The organism is bacterium (assembly GCA_012517375.1).
GTDB lineage: Bacteria > Hydrothermota > Tepidihabitantia > B3-TA06 > B3-TA06 > JAAYVC01.
Map to the genome: position 1 here is coordinate 1 of JAAYVC010000036.1, position 17,944 is coordinate 17,944.

General features: G+C 49.0%; 21 protein-coding genes and 1 tRNA gene. All 22 read right to left on the reverse strand.

The genetic code is table 11. The features are described from left to right. Nucleotides 1-280: 280 nt before the first annotated feature. Nucleotides 281-1,144 carry a DUF1669 domain-containing protein gene (locus GX441_04360; GenBank protein ID NLI97876.1) on the reverse strand — a complete coding sequence of 288 codons (864 nt, stop codon included), beginning with the start codon at nt 1,142-1,144 and terminating at the stop codon, nt 281-283. A gap of 4 nt (nt 1,145-1,148) precedes the next feature. Then, nucleotides 1,149-1,970 (reverse strand): phosphatidate cytidylyltransferase, encoded by an 822-nt coding sequence (locus tag GX441_04365; protein NLI97877.1) that lies wholly within the window; start codon nt 1,968-1,970, stop codon nt 1,149-1,151. Beyond that, on the reverse strand, nt 1,951-2,658 hold the full coding sequence (locus GX441_04370) for an isoprenyl transferase (protein ID NLI97878.1): 708 nt from the start codon (nt 2,656-2,658) through the stop codon (nt 1,951-1,953). Before GX441_04370 ends, GX441_04365 begins: the two co-directional genes overlap by 20 nt. A gap of 20 nt (nt 2,659-2,678) precedes the next feature. Then, nucleotides 2,679-3,233, reverse strand: coding sequence for a ribosome recycling factor (gene frr / locus GX441_04375; GenBank protein NLI97879.1), 555 nt, complete (start codon nt 3,231-3,233; stop codon nt 2,679-2,681). Then, nucleotides 3,233-3,949: a UMP kinase gene (pyrH, locus tag GX441_04380; protein ID NLI97880.1), complete on the reverse strand. Its 717-nt coding sequence runs from the start codon at nt 3,947-3,949 to the stop codon at nt 3,233-3,235. Before pyrH ends, frr begins: the two co-directional genes overlap by 1 nt. Next, nucleotides 3,936-4,529, reverse strand: a complete 594-nt coding sequence (gene tsf, locus GX441_04385) for a translation elongation factor Ts (GenBank protein ID NLI97881.1) — start codon at nt 4,527-4,529, stop codon at nt 3,936-3,938. Before tsf ends, pyrH begins: the two co-directional genes overlap by 14 nt. Then, a complete protein-coding gene (gene rpsB / locus GX441_04390) occupies nt 4,526-5,293 on the reverse strand; it encodes a 30S ribosomal protein S2 (GenBank protein ID NLI97882.1) in 768 nt (255 codons plus the stop codon). Before rpsB ends, tsf begins: the two co-directional genes overlap by 4 nt. After that, entirely contained in the window at nt 5,290-5,670 is a 381-nt protein-coding gene (rpsI, locus tag GX441_04395; GenBank protein NLI97883.1) for a 30S ribosomal protein S9, read from the reverse strand. Before rpsI ends, rpsB begins: the two co-directional genes overlap by 4 nt. Nucleotides 5,671-5,681: 11 nt before the next feature. Further along, a complete protein-coding gene (rplM, locus tag GX441_04400) occupies nt 5,682-6,101 on the reverse strand; it encodes a 50S ribosomal protein L13 (GenBank protein NLI97884.1) in 420 nt (139 codons plus the stop codon). A gap of 12 nt (nt 6,102-6,113) precedes the next feature. Continuing rightward, entirely contained in the window at nt 6,114-6,584 is a 471-nt protein-coding gene (gene rpsG / locus GX441_04405) for a 30S ribosomal protein S7 (protein ID NLI97885.1), read from the reverse strand. Nucleotides 6,585-6,593: 9 nt separating this feature from the next. Continuing rightward, nucleotides 6,594-6,971 (reverse strand): 30S ribosomal protein S12, encoded by a 378-nt coding sequence (locus tag GX441_04410; protein ID NLI97886.1) that lies wholly within the window; start codon nt 6,969-6,971, stop codon nt 6,594-6,596. 2 nt (nt 6,972-6,973) lie between these two features. Beyond that, complete coding sequence (gene rpoC / locus GX441_04415) at nt 6,974-10,999, reverse strand: DNA-directed RNA polymerase subunit beta' (protein NLI97887.1); 4,026 nt, start codon at nt 10,997-10,999, stop codon at nt 6,974-6,976. Then, nucleotides 10,989-14,690 carry a DNA-directed RNA polymerase subunit beta gene (gene rpoB / locus GX441_04420; GenBank protein NLI97888.1) on the reverse strand — a complete coding sequence of 1,234 codons (3,702 nt, stop codon included), beginning with the start codon at nt 14,688-14,690 and terminating at the stop codon, nt 10,989-10,991. Before rpoB ends, rpoC begins: the two co-directional genes overlap by 11 nt. An 8-nt stretch (nt 14,691-14,698) precedes the next feature. Beyond that, nucleotides 14,699-15,100 (reverse strand): 50S ribosomal protein L7/L12, encoded by a 402-nt coding sequence (gene rplL, locus GX441_04425; protein NLI97889.1) that lies wholly within the window; start codon nt 15,098-15,100, stop codon nt 14,699-14,701. Further along, nucleotides 15,100-15,624, reverse strand: a complete 525-nt coding sequence (locus tag GX441_04430; protein NLI97890.1) for a 50S ribosomal protein L10 — start codon at nt 15,622-15,624, stop codon at nt 15,100-15,102. The genes rplL and GX441_04430 overlap by 1 nt, the downstream gene beginning before the upstream one ends. Next, nucleotides 15,624-16,340 (reverse strand): 50S ribosomal protein L1, encoded by a 717-nt coding sequence (locus tag GX441_04435; protein ID NLI97891.1) that lies wholly within the window; start codon nt 16,338-16,340, stop codon nt 15,624-15,626. The genes GX441_04430 and GX441_04435 overlap by 1 nt, the downstream gene beginning before the upstream one ends. A gap of 43 nt (nt 16,341-16,383) precedes the next feature. Next, nucleotides 16,384-16,824: a 50S ribosomal protein L11 gene (rplK, locus tag GX441_04440; protein ID NLI97892.1), complete on the reverse strand. Its 441-nt coding sequence runs from the start codon at nt 16,822-16,824 to the stop codon at nt 16,384-16,386. An 18-nt stretch (nt 16,825-16,842) separates the two neighbouring features. Then, nucleotides 16,843-17,367: a transcription termination/antitermination factor NusG gene (gene nusG, locus GX441_04445; protein NLI97893.1), complete on the reverse strand. Its 525-nt coding sequence runs from the start codon at nt 17,365-17,367 to the stop codon at nt 16,843-16,845. After that, entirely contained in the window at nt 17,364-17,558 is a 195-nt protein-coding gene (gene secE, locus GX441_04450) for a preprotein translocase subunit SecE (protein ID NLI97894.1), read from the reverse strand. Before secE ends, nusG begins: the two co-directional genes overlap by 4 nt. Nucleotides 17,559-17,581: 23 nt before the next feature. Next, a tRNA-Trp gene (locus tag GX441_04455) sits at nt 17,582-17,655 on the reverse strand. Nucleotide 17,656: 1 nt separating this feature from the next. Beyond that, complete coding sequence (gene rpmG / locus GX441_04460) at nt 17,657-17,806, reverse strand: 50S ribosomal protein L33 (protein ID NLI97895.1); 150 nt, start codon at nt 17,804-17,806, stop codon at nt 17,657-17,659. After that, nucleotides 17,806-17,944 (reverse strand): elongation factor Tu (tuf, locus tag GX441_04465; GenBank protein NLI97896.1); only part of this gene is annotated, 139 nt, incomplete at its 5' end. The genes tuf and rpmG, both read right to left, overlap by 1 nt.

The following is a 17,944-nucleotide window of genomic DNA, read 5'->3' on the forward strand; positions in this document are numbered from 1 at the left end:
ATGAAGGTTACGCTCTCGAAGAGCGTTGGGTGAGGGCAACGTGGCGCCCTTCTCGAAATGTGACCACCAACCTCTAATCCTGACTCGACTCGGGGTCCCCAAAATAATGCTTCGAGCATTATTTTGGGGTGGTTTTGACCAGCTTTTGACCAACTTCTGACCATCTTTTGACCACTTTTTGTCCATGATTCTGGATTACGTTTCTTTAATCCTGCCCTCATTTTTTGAAGTAGATGCGCTTTTTCTAAAAAAGAAAACAGTCTTTAAGGAAAAATTTAAGTTATTTGTCTGTGTCGCTTGAGATGATCTTGATCTGCGAAGGTTCATCCAGGATTATCTCGAGACCGTATTCCGGATCGTCTGTAAGCTCGCCTGAGATTTCGACGGAATCGCCTTCCAGCTCTTCGACATTAAGTTGCAGTCCTTCGAACTTTACAGCAACGGATGAGAAGACGACGACGGTGAAACCATCCCTTTCTTTGGAAAAATCGAGAAAGTAGGTGTCGCTCTTTTCGGAATGCCCCACTCGTACAACCTTCCCTTTTACAGTAACTTCTGTTCCTGCATTCTTTCTTAACTGCCTCAGATTTGTTGCAGAAAGCACAAGCACTTCAGGCGCAGCTTCCCATAGTTCGCTTTCCTGCCAGAGTCTATTAAATTCATTTTTATATGTGAGATATGTGGATGGAAATCCTTTAAGAATAAGGATGTTTTCATCGTTGGACGCCTCAGCAGAGGCAGTCCAGTTAAAAGAGCCGTTGATGATTATCGAGTCGTCAATAAGCGCGAACTTATGGTGCATAAGTCCATTTCCGCGCTTAACATGCACATCTATGCCGTTATTGACAAGGTATGCGGCTTTGCTGTAGTCGGTCGATGAGTGGGACGGATCAAGTATCAGCTTTATCTCTACTCCCCTATTCTTGGCATCCACGAGCGCCTGAGCCAACGGTCTTGAGGTGAATGTGTAAACCGCTATGTCTATGGACTTACTCGCATTGTCAATCTCCCGTTCTATTGCCCATTCGATTCCTTCCTGTCGTGAGAAGTGAGCTTCTACAGTCCCTTCAACGGTTTTATCTCTTGTCTGGCAGGCAATGGATGCGACGAGTAACAATAACCCCGAAATTCGCAATCGTCGCATTATCTTAAAGCTTTGTTAAAAAGGGATATAGATAATAGTACACAAGCACGCCGAAGATTAGGCTATCAATACGGTCAAGGAATCCGCCGTGCCCCCCAAGTATTTCGGAGGTGTTTTTTACCTTCCGTTCGCGTTTTATTGCGGACTCGAGAAGATCACCAAGAACGCCTGCCATAGCAACAGCAAGCGCGAGCAACACTCCCCACCACCAAGGTTTATCTTTCTGAAATAGAATCCAGAAAACAGAACCGACAATCGCAGAAAGCAGAACTCCAGCAACGAAACCTTCGACGGTTTTTTTGGGAGAAATCTTTGGACAAAGGGGAGTTCGACCTATAAGAGAACCCGCTAGATATGCAAAGGTATCGTTAAGCCATATTATAATGAACGGAAAAACCAGCCACATATAACCGTGAGACTGAGCAGTAGAATCCTGTTTGAGAAGAACAAGATGTGCAGGCATGAATCCAAGATATAAGGGCAATACGAGCAAAGGAAGTATTTGTTCGGGTTTCCCTGGAGAAATGATTAACCAGAGAATTATCTGCACCAAAAAGGCAACTGCAAGGTGCAAAGAAAAAGGAAGCTCTGTCACATTAAGGGTGTACAACCATATAATTAAAGGTGAAAAAAGGAAAAGGACGTAATGGACTTTAAACGATTTCAGATAAAGTATGATAAATTCAGTCGAAGCGGCAATAATCCAGATAAGGGCGTAAATGGTTGCCACCCACACGGGCAAAGCCATAACGATAAGCGTAAGCGGAATCAAAAGAGCCCAAAGAAGAAACCTTCCCTTGAGAAGGTTAATCTTTGATTCTGCCAAAACGCCTCTCCCGCTTGGAATAGTCGGCAATCGCTTTCTCTAGTTCGCCTCGAGTAAATTCGGGCCAGAGTTTATCCGTAAAATATAGCTCAGTGTACGCCAATTGCCAGAGCAGAAAGTTGGAGATGCGCTTTTCGTTCCCCGTACGAATCAGCAGATCTGGTTCTGGCAGATCAGGAAGGTACTGAAAGGAGCTGAATGTCGAGTCGTTGATTGATTCTATCGATGTCTCCCCTCTCTGAACTAGCCTTGCCGCCTTTACGGCCATATCTACAATCTCCTGTCTGCCGCCGTAATTCAGTGCGAGCACAAGAATAAGACCGGTGTTCTTCTTGAGCTTTTCTCGCATAGAGTTAAGGCCTTCCTGCACCTCATCCGGGAGTTCATCCAGCCTTCCAATTGCCTCGAACCTTACGTTGTTTTCGTCAAGCTCTTCTATTTCGTCGCGGAGACCCCTTTCAAGCATCTTCATTAATTCTGATACTTCTTCTTTTGGTCTGTCCCAGTTTTCTGAAGAAAAAGTAAAGAGGGTCAGATAAGAAATTCCAAGCTCACCACAAGCGCGAACGATCTCTTTAAGCCTTTTAACCCCTTCCCTGTGTCCTACAACCCTGGGCAAGAGTCTTTTCTTTGCCCAGCGGCCGTTTCCATCCATGATAACGGCTATATGACGAGGTACTTTAAGCATTTTTTGATAAGCAGTTACACCTACTTTTCGAAAATCTCCTTTTCTTTCTTTGAAAACAACTCGTCCAGCTCTTTTATATATTTATCGGTCAGATCCTGTACCTGTTTCTGCGCGTGATGCATGTCGTCTTCGCTGATTTCTTTGTCCTTTTCCTTCTTTTTCAGTCGGTCAATGGCGTCGCGTCTTATATTGCGAACGGAAACGCGGCTTTCTTCAGTCAGACGTGAAACAAGCTTTACAAGATCCTTGCGGCGCTCCTCAGTCAAAGGCGGAATGATGACACGAACCAAGGTCGCCTCAACGCTGGGGTTCAATCCCAGGTCTGATTTTTGAATAGCCTTTTCTATTGCACCAAGAGAGCTCTTGTCCCAGGGCTGAATAACCAGACTGCGAGGATCAGGAACGCCTATGTTGGCAATCTGCTTAAGAGGCGTTGGCGTACCATAATAATCGACTTTAATCCCATCCAGAAGAGCCGGGTTCGCCCGCGCGGTACGGATGCGGCCGAATTCACCGGCAAGTATCTCGATGGTTTTCTTCATCTTTGTTTCACTGTCGGCGAGTATTTCTTTCATTATTCTTCTCCTCTTTTTACTATTGTGCCTATACACTCTCCCCTTAAAATATGAAAGATGTTTTCCGGATGGAAAACATCAAACACCTGAATAACAAGATCGTGCTCTCTTGCAAGCGAAAAAGCGGTCTGGTCCATTATTGAAAGATTCCTTGCAAGAGCTTCAGTATAGGTGAGTTCAGGGAAGAATTGAGCCCGGGGATTCCTTTTTGGGTCTTCTGCATAAACGCCTTTGACGTTTGTTCCCTTAAGAACCCTCTTTGCTCCTATCTCGACCGCGCGGAGAACGGCCGACGTATCCGTGGAGAAATACGGAAGACCTGTACCTCCTGTGAAGATAAGCACGCGTTTTTCAGAAAACAACTCCCTCGCCCTTACCGGGTCGTACGCCTTAATCCATTCAAGGGGAACCGCACTCATGTGAACGGCGTTGACACCCCTGTCGCGAAGCATGGACTCGAGCCATAAGCCATTCAGCAATGTTCCTATCATGCCCATTCTATCGGCAAAGACTCGAGCTTCTCCTGTACGGCCGGAATGCGCCCCCCTTATGTGATTGCCTCCACCAAGAAGCAGGCTGAAACGAACCTTGCCTGAAAGCAAAACCAACTCCTCCAGTATCCCCTCGCAGACAACCTTATCGATAAAGACCTCCCCGCTCAACTTGAGGAGGAGGCCTTCATCGACATCTAAAGGTTTGTTACTACTCTTCTCCAACTTTAAACCGTTTGAATCTGCTTACTACGATGTTTTCACCAAACTTTGCAATCATCTCAGCTATGAGCTCCTTAACAGTCTTTTCGGGATTCTTGACGTACTGCTGTTCGAGTAGACAGCTTTCCTTGAAGTATTTATCCAGACGGCCTTCGACGATTTTTTCTATCATGTTCTCGGGCTTTCCCTGTGACCGCAGCTGCTCTGAGTATATCTCGCGTTCCCTATCCAGCACTTCCTGGGGAACGTCTTCACGTGATACGGAAACAGGGTCGGTCGCTGCAATATGCATAGCTATGTCGTGAGCAAGCTTGATAAATTCATCGTTTTTTGCAACAAAATCTGTTTCGCAGTTGAGTTCGATGAGGACGCCCAGTTTAGCGCCGGGATGGATGTAAGCTTCTATTATGCCTTCGTTGACTGAACGACCGGCCTTTGTCTCGGCCTTGGCTATTCCTTTCTTCCGGAGGATATCTATGGCTTTCTGCACATCCCCGGAGGATTCCTTCAAAGCCTTTTGGCAGTCAAGCATGCCAGCGCCGGTTCTAGTACGCAGTTCCTTAATAGCATCCATTTCGCTCATCTTTCTCTCTCTTTCTCTTCAGAATCTTCATCAAGGTCGGCTTCAAAAGCCTTCTTTGAACGCATGACGGCTTCGCAAACAACATTCGTTACAAGTTTTATTGAACGCATCGCTTCGTCATTGCCTGGTATAGGAAAATCGACGAGTTCCGGATCTCCGTTGGTATCGATAAGACCAATAACCGGAATCTTCAGACGTCGGGCCTCTGCCACAGCAGTAGTCTCCTTCACAGGGTCAATAACGAACATCATCGCCGGAAGGGAATCCATGGCTTTTACGCCCTTGTATAGCTTGCTCATCTTCCTGTGAAGCCTCATGAGTCGAACCTGTTCCTTGGCCGGAAGCTGTTTGAACTGATCGCTTGCAGCGAGCGAGTCGAGTTCTGCATAGCGCTGTATTCTGCGGGATATGTTGGAGAAATTGGTCAAAAGACCGCCAACCCAGCGGTCAACAACATAATGGCTGCCTGATTTTTCAGCCTCTTCCATGAGTATATCCCGAGCTTGCTGCTTCGTTCCAACGAATATCGCGTCGCCGCCCGTTTCGAGTATAGAAGCGACGGCGTCGGCTGCAAGCTTCAGCAATTCCACCGTTTGCCTAATATCTATTATGTGTATACCGTTGCGTTTTCCGTATATGAACTTTTCAAACTTGGGATTCCAGCGCTCAGCCCGGTGACCGAAATGAACCCCAGCCTCGAGCAGATTCTTGACATCAGACGATACAGCAGTAGCGCCGGCATTCTTTTGTTCTTGAGTATTCATCGTTTCGTCCATTGGAAGCTCTTCCTTCGTTTGGCTAATCCGTACTTCATACGTTCTTTCTCCCTGGAATCGCGCGTTAAAAGACCGGCATCCTTCAACTGCTTCTGGTAAGTCGGTTCATGCTTTACCAGGGCTCGAGCTATCCCGAAGCTTATGGCGCTTGCCTGAGCTGAGACTCCGCCGCCGCTTACCTGCACCTTCACGTCAAGCTTTGATACGCTTTCGGTTAAATGCAGCGGACGTAAGGCCAACTCGACAAGATCACGACGCTTAAGGTATTCATCTATCTTCTTTCCGTTAATAGAAAACTCTCCAGGACCCGGCAGAAGCCATACTTTAGCTACCGCTCTCTTGCGGGTCCCTACTGCGTGCTCCATGGTTGTGGCCACTAGTGACCTCCTAATTCCATCGTCTGAGGCTTTTGGGCCTCATGCGGATGCAAGTCCGATTTATAGAGCTTGAGTCTTTTGAGTCTCCTTGCGCGTAGTTTATTCTTGGGAAGCATGTTCTTCACCGCAAGATAGAGTATGCGCTCAGGAAAAAGCTCAAGCATCCTCTTGAATGGGACCTCCTTTAGGCCGCCCGGATACAAGGTATGATGATAGTATACCTTTTCATCCGCTTTTTTACCCGTGATTTTAACCTTGTCTGCGTTAATGACCACGACAAAATCGCCTGTATCCAGATGCGGAGTATAGGTCGGCTTGCTCTTGCCCATCAAGACCGTGGCTATACGCGAAGCCATGCGACCAATGACCTGGTCTCTGGCATCGATAAGCCACCATTTGCGGGTTTCTTGATTCATCATTACTCCGAATTCTCACCAGCGGAAATGTGCAAAAGCGCGGTTGGCTTCAGCCATTTTGTGAGTTTCTTCCTTCTTTTTATACGCGGCACCCTGATTCTGTGCCGCATCCAAAAGTTCATTCGCGAGTCTATCGGCCATTCTGTACTCAGTACGTGCGCGGGCAGCCTTGATTATCCATTTTATCGCCAAGGACTGTCTGCGCTTCGGTCTGACCTCAACAGGAACCTGATAGGTCGAACCGCCGACACGGCGGGGACGCACCTCGAGAACGGGCTTAACGTTATTGAAAGCCTTCTCGAACAAAACGAATCCATCTTCCTTGGTCTTTTTTTCTATAATATCTAAAGCCTCATAGAAAATGGCCAGGGCAGTGGTTTTCTTTCCGTCCCACATGAGGTCGTTGACAAACTTCGTTACAACCTCCGTGTTGTAGCGCGGATCTGGCTGTATCTCGCGAGGGGAGGCGCGGTGTCTTCTACCCATCTGGCCTCCTTATGCTTTTTTGGGACGCTTTACGCCGTAAAGCGAACGTCCCTGTTTTCGGCCGTCTACGCCTGCTGTATCAAGAACACCGCGAACTACGCGGTATCTCACGCCCGGCAGGTCCTTTACACGACCTCCTTGTATGAGAACTACCGAGTGTTCTTGAAGATTATGTCCTTCTCCGGGAATGTAGGCAATAACCTCGTATCCGTTTACGAGCCTGACCTTGCATACTTTCCTTAAAGCCGAGTTGGGCTTCTTGGGAGTAGTAGTATAGACTCTTGTACAAACGCCACGCTTTTGTGGATTGCCTTCAAGTGCCGCGGTAGAAGAACGGCGTTTTGGCATCGAACGGCCGTGACGAACTAACTGATTAACTGTTGGCATCTTTAGCCGGCCTCCGTTTGTTGCGTATCTTCTTCTAATATTTCTTCTTTTTTAGCCTTGTTGAACCCCGGGAATCCTGTTCCTGCCGGGATTAGCTTACCTACAATAACGTTCTCTTTAAGTCCAGTGAGATGATCGATTTTGCCCTCTACGGCTGCCATCGAAAGAACCCTTGTGGTTTCCTGGAATGAGGCAGCGGCGAAAAAGCTGTCTGTGGTTAACGAAGCTTTAGTTATGCCTAGAAGGATAGGATGGAAGGTCGCGGGAACCAGACCTTCCGAACGCAGCTTGTCGTTCATATCCTGTATTCGCTGCTTGTCAATAATCTCGCCTTCAACGAAAGGTGATTCGCCCGGATCATCAATCTTGACCTTCCTGAGCATCTGACGGACTATGAGGGCTATATGCTTATCGTTTATCTTGACTCCCTGCATACGGTATACTTCCTGAATCTCGTTCGTGAGATATTCCATAACCGCCATTCGGCCCTTAACGCGCAAGATGTCATGGGGGTCAATATTTCCTTCGCAGAGCTTGTCGCCTGACTGAACATACCCCGAATCTTCGACAAGGAGGTAATTCGCATATGGAATCTTGTACTCCTTAACCGTACCTGATTCAGAGGTTATTGTTAATTTGCGCCAGCCCTCCTGGGGAGGATCAACGGTAACTGTTCCGTCAATATCGGCTATGGTTGCAGGCGTCTTCGGATGCTTTGCCTCGAAGAGTTCCGAAACTCTTGGCAGGCCGCCTGTAATATCCGTAGTCTTGCCAATTTCTCTCTGGAACTTGGCAAGCGTATCACCGGCGTTTACCGGAGTTCCGCTCTCGACCAGGAGGTAGGCGCCTACAGGAAGTTCATGCCTTTCAAGGTTTTTACCCTTTTCATCCTGTATTACTATGTGAGGATGTCGGCGTTTTTCTCTGTCCTCAACGATAATCATCTGCTTGCGTTCTGTTGAGCCGATAACGTCTTCCCTGAGCGTGACTCCGGGAACAACATCCACAAAGCCTACCTTGCCTGCATGCCGTGAAATGATGGAGATGACGTACGGTTCCCATTCGAAAAGTACGGCGCCTTCTGAGACCTTTTCCTTATCGCGAAGCTTGATAGTTGCGCCCTTGGGTACGGTAAAAGACATTTTTCTCTGATCGCCGATAAGATCAATCGTGCCATCTCCACTAAGAGTTATCAAGGCCCCATCAGGTCGTTCAACAGTCTCAAGCTTACCGAAGCTGACAATGCCGTCGAACTTGGCTTCCATGCTCGTTTCCTCGGCGGCACGCTGGGCAACGCCTCCATAGTGGAATGTTCTGAGGGTCAGCTGCGTACCTGGTTCGCCTATTGATTGAGCGGCTATAATACCGACTGCTTCGCCTATCTCAACCATCCTCCCGGTAGCGGGATTCCGTCCGTAGCATTTAGCGCAAACGCCTGAAGTAGCTTCGCATGTAAGTACCGATCGGGCGCGCACTTTTTCTATGCCCATCTGCTCTATTTCCTGAGCCTTTTCGTCCGTTATCTCCTCGCCGGCGTAAACAATAGCCTCTCCGGTTATCGGATTCTGGACAGTCTGCAATGCTATACGGCCGTTAAGACGTTCGGAAAGCGATTCCATGACTTTACCGCCCTCGCGAAGAGCGGTCACATCCTCGCCGAGAATGGTTCCGCAGTCCTCCTCGGCGATTATGACATCCTGCGCGACGTCGACCAGGCGTCTAGTAAGATAACCCGCTTCAGCGGTTTTTAAGGCCGTATCGGTAAGACCCTTTCTTGCGCCGTGCGTTGAGAAAAAGTACTCCGTAACGGTCATTCCGTTCTTGAACGAGCTTATGATAGGCCGCTCGATAACTTCTTCGCCGGTAAGGCGGCGAGAGGGTCTGGACATAAGCCCCCTCATGGCCGCAAGCTGCTTTGCCTGATCCTTCGAACCGCGAGCGCCCGAATCTATTAGCATCGCCAATGGATTGAATCCGCCTTTGTCTTCCATCAAATCGTGCATCATGTATTCGCCAAGATCAGTCGAAGTATTGACCCATGTATTGACTACGTTGTTGTATTTTTCGCGTTCGGTGATCACGCCTTTTTCATAAGCCTCGTAAAAACGCTTGACTTCCTTCAATGCCTGAGCAATGATTCTCTGCTTCTCCTTCGGTTCTACGATATCGTCTATGCCGATTGACGTACCGGAGCGGGTCGCGTAACTGAATCCGAGCATCTTCAATGAATCAAGGAGCTCGGCCGTACGCTGGAACCCGAATCTCTTGAAGCACTTGTCGACTAAATCAACCGTTTCCTTCTTATTGAGGACCTTGTTAACGAACCTGAGTTCTTCAGGAAGAACTTCATTGAAGAACACCCTGCCGACTGTCGTGGTCACCCTCTTGCCCTTGTGAATCCAGTCTATATCATCAAAAAGCGTAACGGAGTCGGACTGATACGCTATGTGCAGCTCCTCAAAACTGTCATAAAGAGATCGGTTTTCGCGTTTCTTCTGGGGATTCAACTTAGTCAAATAGTATACTCCGAGAACCATGTCCTGAGACGGAACCATCAAGGGTTTTCCGTTGGCTGGCGAGAGGATATTATTCGATGAGAGCAGAAGAACCGAGCTCTCAAGTATCGCTTCCGGCGTAAAAGGCACATGAACGGACATTGTATCACCGTCGAAATCGGCGTTGAATGGCGGGCATACCAAGGGATGTATTCCTATCGCCCTGTTCTCCCATAAACGCGGGAAGAACGCCTCTACCGAGGCTCGGTGCAGAGTCGGAGCACGGTTAAGAAGAACGGGATGTGATTTTACTACATCTTCAAGCGCTTCCCACATTTCCGGAGCTTCCATGCGGAAAAGCTCCTTGGCGCTGCGGTCAGACTGGGCGTTCTTGCGTTCCTCAAGCCGTTGCAGCACGATTGGCCTGAAAAGCTCTTTTGCCATCTCCTTAGGCAGCGAACACTCGTGAAGTTTCAAGTGAGGGTCAACTACGATTACGGAACGGCCTGAATAGTCCACTCGCTTGCCCAGAAGATTGCGGCGGAAGCGGCCTTGCTTGCCTCTGAGTGTCTCGGACAGAGACTTCAAGGGTCTGTTTCCGCGGCCGCGCACGGGCCTTGCCAGATGTTCGTTGTCAAACAGGGCGTTCACCGCCTCCTGAAGCATTCTTTTTTCGTTCTTGAGAATAATATCGGGCGTCTTTATCGACATAAGATGCTTGAGGCGGTTGTTGCGAACGATAACCCTCTTGTAAAGCTCGTTGATATCCGACGTGGCGTACCTTCCGCCTTCTAATGGAACAAGAGGCCTTAAGTCAGGAGGTATCACGGGGATTACCTCAAGAATCATCCACTCGACCTGATTCTCGGACTGTCTGAATGCTTCGACTATCTTCAGCCTGTCCAGAAGCGCTCGTCTTTTTGACACCTCGTGCTTGATTCTCGATTTCAGTTCGGCAGACAAGTCGTCCAGGTCTATCTCCTTCAACAACTCAAGGAGCGATTCCGCGCCCATTCCGGCTTTGAAACCCGAATACTTGGCCATCGCTTCGTGATACTCATCCTCATCGTATATAAGGGCAAGCTTCTTATAGTTTGAGCTGCCGGTTTCAAGCACCACATACGCTTCATAATTGTTAACACTCTCTATCTGTCCAGCGGAAAGATCAAGAAGCTTTCCAATTTTTGAAGGTGGAACCTTGGAAAATAAAGGATGCACTACAGGAATCGCCAGCTCGATATGGCCCATTCGTTCTCGCCTGACCGACGACGAGGTCACTTCAACGCCGCATCTGTCGCATACTATTCCCTTGTAGCGGACTTTTTTGTACTTGCCGCAGCTGCATTCATAATCCTTTACAGGGCCGAAGATGCGTTCGCAAAAAAGACCATCGCGTTCGGGTTTTTGCGTACGGTAATTGATTGTTTCCGCCTTGGTTACCTCACCCTTGGACCAGCTTCTGATATCCTCGGATGAAGCTATCTGAATCTTGAGCGCATCAAAATCCCAACCTTCTACTCGATCAGGATTCATTCTTCTTCTCCTTTACAGGCACAAGGTTAAGACCCAGGCCCCGCATTTCTTTAACGAGTACGTTGAAACTGGCAGGCATCTGGGGCGGGGATGGATTCTTGCCTTTTATAAGCGCCTCGTAGAGGGCGTTGCGTCCCTCCACGTCATCGGATTTTATTGTCAACATCTCCTGAAGGGTATAAGCGGCTCCGTAGGCTTCAAGGGCCCAGACTTCCATTTCTCCGAACCTCTGTCCGCCGAACTGGGCTTTTCCTCCGAGGGGCTGCTGCGTAATGAGGGAGTAAGTTCCTGTCGAACGGGCATGAATCTTGTCGTCAACCATATGAACGAGCTTCATTATGTGCATTTGACCAACCGTTACTTCGCCGTCAAACTCTTCGCCGGTTCTGCCGTCGCGGAGCTTTGATTTTCCCGTTTCAGGCAGACCAGCCTTGCGCAATTCAGCCTTTATCTCTTCGACGGTAGCTCCTTCGAAAATAGGGCATACAGCCCTGTAGCCCAGCTTGCTGGCTGCGTATCCTAGGATGGTCTCAAGAATCTGACCTATGTTCATACGCGAAGGAACGCCCAACGTATTTAGCACGATATCAACAGGCGTGCCGTCAGTAAGGTAGGGCATATCCTCGACAGGCAGTATCTTTGAAACGACGCCCTTGTTGCCGTGACGGCCCGATATCTTGTCGCCCACGGAAAGGTTTCGCTTCTGTGCAATAAATATCTTGATTGATTTCAATACGCCGTGAGGAAGGTCGTCGCCGCGCGCCGCGTTTTCAAGCTGACTTCTCTGTTCTTCTTCAAGCGCCTTCAATGCTTCTGCGTTCTTTTCGAGTATTGTGGAAAGCTCGGAATTTTTGGATTTAGCCGCGACCTCAATCTTATTGAGACGCATCTTGTCGAAGACGATTCCTTCAAGAATTTCTTCCGACAGAACCTGACCTTTAGGTAAGACCTCTTTTCCGCGCTTATCAAGCAGGGGTGCGGAAAGCTTCTCACCTTCGAGGAGCGCTCTAAGCTCGGCGTCACGCTGCGCCACAAGCAGGTCGCGGCGGTCGTCAAAACGGCCCTCCACGCTGCGCCTGCGGTCTTCGATAACACGTCTGGCAAGAGAGTCCTGCGTATTGCGTGTGAGAATCCTTCTTCCGATAACGGTGCCAAAGACCCCGGGTTCTACCCTGAGAGAAGTGTCCCGGACATTCGTGGCTTTTTCGCCGAAGATGGCGCGCAGAAGCCTTTCTTCGGGCGTAAGCTCCGTATCTCCTCGGGGCGTAATCCTTCCTACCAGTATGTCGTCTGGCTTGACTTCAGCTCCGATTCTTACAATACCGAATTCGTCAAGGTCCACAAGGTCCGATTCTGTTGCGCCAGGAATATCCCTTGTTATTTCTTCGGGTCCAAGTCTTGTTTCGCGGGATTCTACCTCGTATTCCAGAACCTGGATTGACGTGAAGTTATCGTTCACGAGAACGCGTTCTGAAACGACAACCGCGTCTTCGTAGTTATAACCCCACATGGGCATGAATGCCACAAGCAGGTTGCGTCCGAGCGCAAGATTGCCTTCCCTTGTAGAAGGTCCGTCGGCAAGGACCTGGCCTCTCTTTACTTTTTCACCAGGACGTACTGCCGGTCTGTAATGAATGCAGGTATTCTGATTCGATTTCTGGAAAGTCCTAAGCCGGTATTCTTTTATACCGCTCTTTGTCTCTAAAAGTATCCTTTTTGAGTCAACGTAAGCAACACGTCCGGCCTCGTCGGACACCACAACCGATTCAGATCTCCTTGCAACCGTACTTTCGACGCCTGTAAGCACGTAAGGAACATCCGGAAGAATCAAAGGTACTGACTGGCGCTGCATGTTTGAACCCATGAGTGCACGGTCGCCGTCGTTGTGTTCGAGAAAAGGTATAAGCGCTGTCGAGGGCGAAAAAATCTGCTTCGGAGAAAACGTAACGTAGTCGACCTTATTCGGCGAAACAACCTCGACTTCTCCGCGAAAACGAACTATAACTTCTTTTCCTTTTATCCGGCGTTCGTCGTCGAGTTCAAACTCGTCTGGAGGTGCGATGCGGAATTCTTCCTCCTCGTCCGCATTAAGGTAGTCGACTCTTTCTGTAATCTGCCCGTTTTCCACCTTCACGTAAGGACTTTTGATGAACCCATACTCGTCAATCTTGCTGTAGTAGGACAGAGACGTTATCAATCCGATATTCTGGCCTTCCGGAGTCTCGATGGGGCATACCCTGCCGTAATGCGAATAGTGAACGTCGCGTACCTCGAATCCTGCGGTCTCTTTTGTAAGGCCTCCAGGACCAAGTGCGGTCAGTCGGCGCTTATGCGTAAGCTCGGCAAGAGGATTGACCTGCTCCATGAACTGCGAGACGGTCCCAGTGGTAAAGAATCGCGTTACGCTGTTGGAAACAACGGGCGAGTTCAGCAATTCGAGAGGGGTCGCTTTCTCTTCGTCGATAAAGCTCGCGCGTTCCTTGGCGTTCTGGCCTAACTGAAGAAGCGCCTGCCTGAAGACGTTGTATAACTGCTCGCCGATTCCCTTAACTCGTCGGTTCGCGAGATGATCCATGTCGTCGGGCGGATAACGTCTTTCGGCGAAATCTATCAGCCGCTTTGATACTTCAAGGACTTCATCGTCCCTGATGACCATATCGTTTCTTTTCTTCAGGTCAAGTCTCGTGTTTATCTTGTGTCTTCCGACCCTCCCAAGACTGAAACGCTTGGGGTCGAAAAGCATGCCGAGCACGAGCCTCTTTGCCAAATCGATTGTCGAAGGCATCACGGAGCGCAATTTGTAGTAAATGCGTCTGAGGGCGTCATCCTCGGATACAGACTTATCGGCTTTTATCGAGTCGATTATGACTCTCACACCGTATCGGTCCTCGTCGAAAACCTTGACTTTTGCAACGCCGCGTTCTGCAAGAAACTCGCAAAGCTCATCTGTCAGCTTGTCGCCGAAATCGGCCAGAGTGACCCCGTCGTCGGTTTTGACTGTACGCGCTAGAACGAGTCCTTCCTTAGGCGAAGTCTCGCGTGTTTTAACGAAATCATCGACAAGCGTTTCGGGTTCCCAACCCAGGGCTCTGACGAACGTAAAAAGAGGCACTTTTCTCTTGCGTTCGAAAACAGCGGTAAGTACGTTATTGGAACCGATATCTATCTGGAACCAGGCTCCTCTCTCCGGCACGAGAAGAGCTGAGAAAATATCCTTCTCGAAAGAGAAATAAAGCCCGGGAGAACGCTGAAGCTGGCTTATTACGACGCGCTCCACGCCGTTGATTATAAAGCTGCCGCCGGATGTAATATACGGCAAATCGCATATGTAGACTTTTTGTTCTATTACGTCTTTTACTTTGGGTTCCGCGCCTTCTTCTTCGGTATCCAGAAACCGCGTAAGTCTGAAGTACCCGTTTATGGGTTTGGCATGAGTTGCGCCGCGTTCCATTGCGTCTTCCGCAGAATAGATGGCGCTCCCGACGTCGTAACCCATGTACTCAAGCTTGAGGTGGCTGTGAATATCTTCAACCGGAAAAGCTTCCTGGAATGCCGCCTCAAGACCTATCGGCTTCCTCTTTTCCTGAGGAACATCGGGCTGCAAGAATTCTTCAAACGAACCAACCTGAATATTTTCTACAGCCTCGACGGTTCCATATTTTGGAAGCTTCGAGAAGTCTTTGATTTCCATGAGCGTTCTTACTTCAGCTCTACTTTAGCTCCAGCGGACTCCAGTTGCTTTTTAATCGCGTCAGCTTCTTCTTTTGAGGCGCCTTCCTTTATAGTTCCAGGGAGTGCATCGATGAGGTCTTTTGCTTCCTTGAGCCCAAGACCTGTTACGGTGCGCACTTCTTTAAGCACCTGAAGTTTCTGCGCTCCAACGTCAGTAAGAATAACGTTAAACTCCGATTTCTCTGCGGCAGCGGCTTCACCGCCTGCGGCCGGAGCAGCGGCTCCGCCCGGTGCGGCAACGGCAACGGCCTGGATGTTGAATTTTTCCTTTAACGTATCTACAAGCTGCGAAAGCTCAAGAATGGTAAGTGATCCTATATCGTCTACAAGCTTTGTAAGTTTTGTAGAAACAGCGGCTTCTTCGCTCATTATTGTTCCTCCTTCTTTGTTCTGAGTGAATCCAGAACAAGAGTGAATTCCTGCAGCTTGGCCTGCAATACGCCGACCAGCGCACTTTTAACGCTTTCAAATAAACCGACAAGCTGACCAAGCAAAACCTCTTTGGAAGGAATCTTGGAAAGCTTAATTACTTCTTCAGCCGCGTAAAAGCGACCTTCGACAAACGCACCTTTGAATTTAACAGGTACATCGTCTTCCGCAAACTCTGCTATCTTGCGCGCCGGAACTAGGATGTCGTCCAGCGAGTATATTATGGCCGTTGAACCTCGCAGCATATCTTTTTTTGGAATCTCGACCTTCAGCTCGGTAAAAGCCTGTGCAAGAAGCCTGTTCTTGACAACCTTCATGCGAGCCTTGTTAGATCTTAATTCCCTGCGCAGGCGGGTCACGTCTCCCGCATTGATGCCGGTAAAATCGGCAAAGTAGTAATTGTTTATGCTGCCGAGTTCGTCGACTAAGTTCTTGACTAGTTTTTTCTTATCCGCCTTAATCATCACATCTCCTCTTTGCGAGCAAGCTCGGTTATCTCTTTCGGATCGAGCTTGATAGAGGGTCCCATTGTAGCAGAAAGATAGATGGAACGGATATACTGTCCTTTGAAAGTCTTTGGTCTGAGCCTGTTGATCTCTGCAATAAAAGAAACGAGATTGGTTCTCAAGTCTTCTGCAGTAAAGCTCATCTTTCCGAGTATTCCGTGTATGTTGCCCGTACGGTCGGTGCGAAACTGAATGCGTCCCTGCTTTATCTGGCGAACCGCCTGACCTACGTCAGGCGTAACTGTACCCGATTTCGGAGAAGGCATTAGACCCCGCGTTCCCAGAATCTTGCCGAGCTTTCCGACCTGACCCATTACATCAGGCGTCGCAACGGCTACGTCGAATTCAAACCAGCCGGCCTGGATCTTTTCAATCATATCTTCAAGACCCACATAGTCGGCACCGGCTTCACGCGCTTCTTTTTCCTTCTCGCCTTTCGCAAGAACAAGCACTCTGACCTGACGCCCCGTACCTTTGGGCAAAGACACGGTACCGCGAACAAGCTCCTCGGCCTTTCTCGGGTCCACGCCAAGCTTGATTCCTATGTCGACCGTTTCATCGAACTTCGTGCTTGCCGTCTCCTTGAGAAGAGGCAGGGCTTCATCGACGGAGTAAAAACGAGCCGAATCGACCTTGGTCGAAAGACTGCGATATCTTTTTCCGCGCTGCATTATTCCTCCACCTTTGTGGAGGAATTACAAAAGCTGCTGTATTCCATCATTCCTCCACCGTGATGCCCATCGAACGGGCGGTTCCTTCTACTATTTTCATCGCAGCTTCCTCGGAGCCCGCATTCAAGTCTTCCATCTTCTTTTTAGCTATCTCAAGTACCTGTGATTTCTTTATCACCGCGACCTTCAAAGTGTTGGGCGCACCGGAACCCTTGGCTATCTGACAGGCTTGCTTCAAAAGCACTGAAGCCGGTGGACTCTTCGTAACGAACGAAAAAGTCTTGTCTTTATAGACGCTTATTACCACCGGCGTCGTTAAACCCTGGGGCAGTTTCGACGTTGCCGCATTAAAGGACTTGCAGAACTCCGGTATATTCAGCTGCCACTGGCTTAAAGCAGGACCTATCGGAGGAGCCGGGGTTGCCTGACCGGCTGGTATGTGTAGCTTTATCTGTCCAACTACCTGTTTTCCTTTAGGCTTAGCCACTTTTGTTCTCCTTAAATACTAAATCGTTTGCACTTCTATAATGTCCAACTCAATAGGAGTTGAACGTCCAAAAATAGTCACGAACACGCGAACCTTCCCTCTTTCCGGATTGATCTCGTCCACTGTTCCTATAAAGCCCGCAAATGGCCCCGATATTATCTTCACGCTTTCTCCGGTAGAGAAAGGCACCTCGGCGGCCATCTTCTCTTGTCCCTTATCCATCTCCTCCATAACTGCAAGGGCTTCTTCGTCCGTAAGAGCCGATGGGCTCTCCTTTGTTCCAAGAAGCCTGACTACACCGGGCGTCGAGTTTACGAGTTTGAAGGTCTCTTCTCGCGGCTCCATCTCAACAAGGACGTGACCCGGAAAGAGCCTTCTTTCTTCAACGCTTTTCTTTCCTTTCTTGACACGCCACACTCTTTCGACCGGCACCACTATGCGGCCGAACATCTCTGCTAATCCGCTTCGCTCAATGAGCTTTGCAAGAAGCTTTTTGACCTTGGACTCGTGCCCGGTATAAGTATGAACGACAAAAAACTTCATCCGGCGAGACCCAGTAGAAGCTGCAACAGAAATTGAAAGAGCTTATCTATTCCAAAGACGAAGAGCGTCACAATAAGGGTCAACACAAGGACCGCTCCTGTTGTTGCGACAAGCTCCTTGCGGCCCGTCCATGAGACGCGACGCATCTCAACAAACGTGCCTTTAAAGAAATCTGCTATTTTAGTCCACACGTTATTCCTCGCTTCAAGACAAGCAGGCCTGGAGGGATTCGAACCCCCAACACCCGAATTTGGAGTCCGGTGCTCTGCCAGTTAGAGCTACAGGCCTATCACTTGACTTCTTTGTGTTCTGTGTGTTTTTTGCAGAAGCGGCAATACTTCTTTACGGCTATGCGCTCCTGCGTCTTTTGCTTGTTCTTTTCAGTAGTGTAATTGCGGCTCTTGCAGTCCGAACACGCAAGAGTTATGATTACTCGCATTATTCAATCACCTTTGTGACGACGCCAGCGCCAACGGTGCGTCCGCCTTCGCGGATTGCAAACCGGGAGCCTTCCTCAAGCGCTACCTCGGAGATAAGCTCTATTCCAAGCTCCACGTTGTCGCCAGGCATCACCATC

Coding starts and splice junctions, on each gene's coding strand:
- GX441_04360 (NLI97876.1), bottom strand. CDS start 1,144: ATGCGACGATTGCGAATTTCGGGGTTATTGTTACTCGTCGCATCCATT.
- GX441_04370 (NLI97878.1), bottom strand. CDS start 2,658: ATGCTTAAAGTACCTCGTCATATAGCCGTTATCATGGATGGAAACGGC.
- frr (NLI97879.1), bottom strand. CDS start 3,233: ATGAAAGAAATACTCGCCGACAGTGAAACAAAGATGAAGAAAACCATC.
- tsf (NLI97881.1), bottom strand. CDS start 4,529: ATGAGCGAAATGGATGCTATTAAGGAACTGCGTACTAGAACCGGCGCT.
- rpsB (NLI97882.1), bottom strand. CDS start 5,293: ATGAATACTCAAGAACAAAAGAATGCCGGCGCTACTGCTGTATCGTCT.
- rpsI (NLI97883.1), bottom strand. CDS start 5,670: ATGGAGCACGCAGTAGGGACCCGCAAGAGAGCGGTAGCTAAAGTATGG.
- rplM (NLI97884.1), bottom strand. CDS start 6,101: ATGATGAATCAAGAAACCCGCAAATGGTGGCTTATCGATGCCAGAGAC.
- rpsG (NLI97885.1), bottom strand. CDS start 6,584: ATGGGTAGAAGACACCGCGCCTCCCCTCGCGAGATACAGCCAGATCCG.
- GX441_04410 (NLI97886.1), bottom strand. CDS start 6,971: ATGCCAACAGTTAATCAGTTAGTTCGTCACGGCCGTTCGATGCCAAAA.
- rpoC (NLI97887.1), bottom strand. CDS start 10,999: ATGAATCCTGATCGAGTAGAAGGTTGGGATTTTGATGCGCTCAAGATT.
- rpoB (NLI97888.1), bottom strand. CDS start 14,690: ATGGAAATCAAAGACTTCTCGAAGCTTCCAAAATATGGAACCGTCGAG.
- rplL (NLI97889.1), bottom strand. CDS start 15,100: ATGAGCGAAGAAGCCGCTGTTTCTACAAAACTTACAAAGCTTGTAGAC.
- GX441_04430 (NLI97890.1), bottom strand. CDS start 15,624: ATGATTAAGGCGGATAAGAAAAAACTAGTCAAGAACTTAGTCGACGAA.
- nusG (NLI97893.1), bottom strand. CDS start 17,367: ATGAAGTTTTTTGTCGTTCATACTTATACCGGGCACGAGTCCAAGGTC.
- rpmG (NLI97895.1), bottom strand. CDS start 17,806: ATGCGAGTAATCATAACTCTTGCGTGTTCGGACTGCAAGAGCCGCAAT.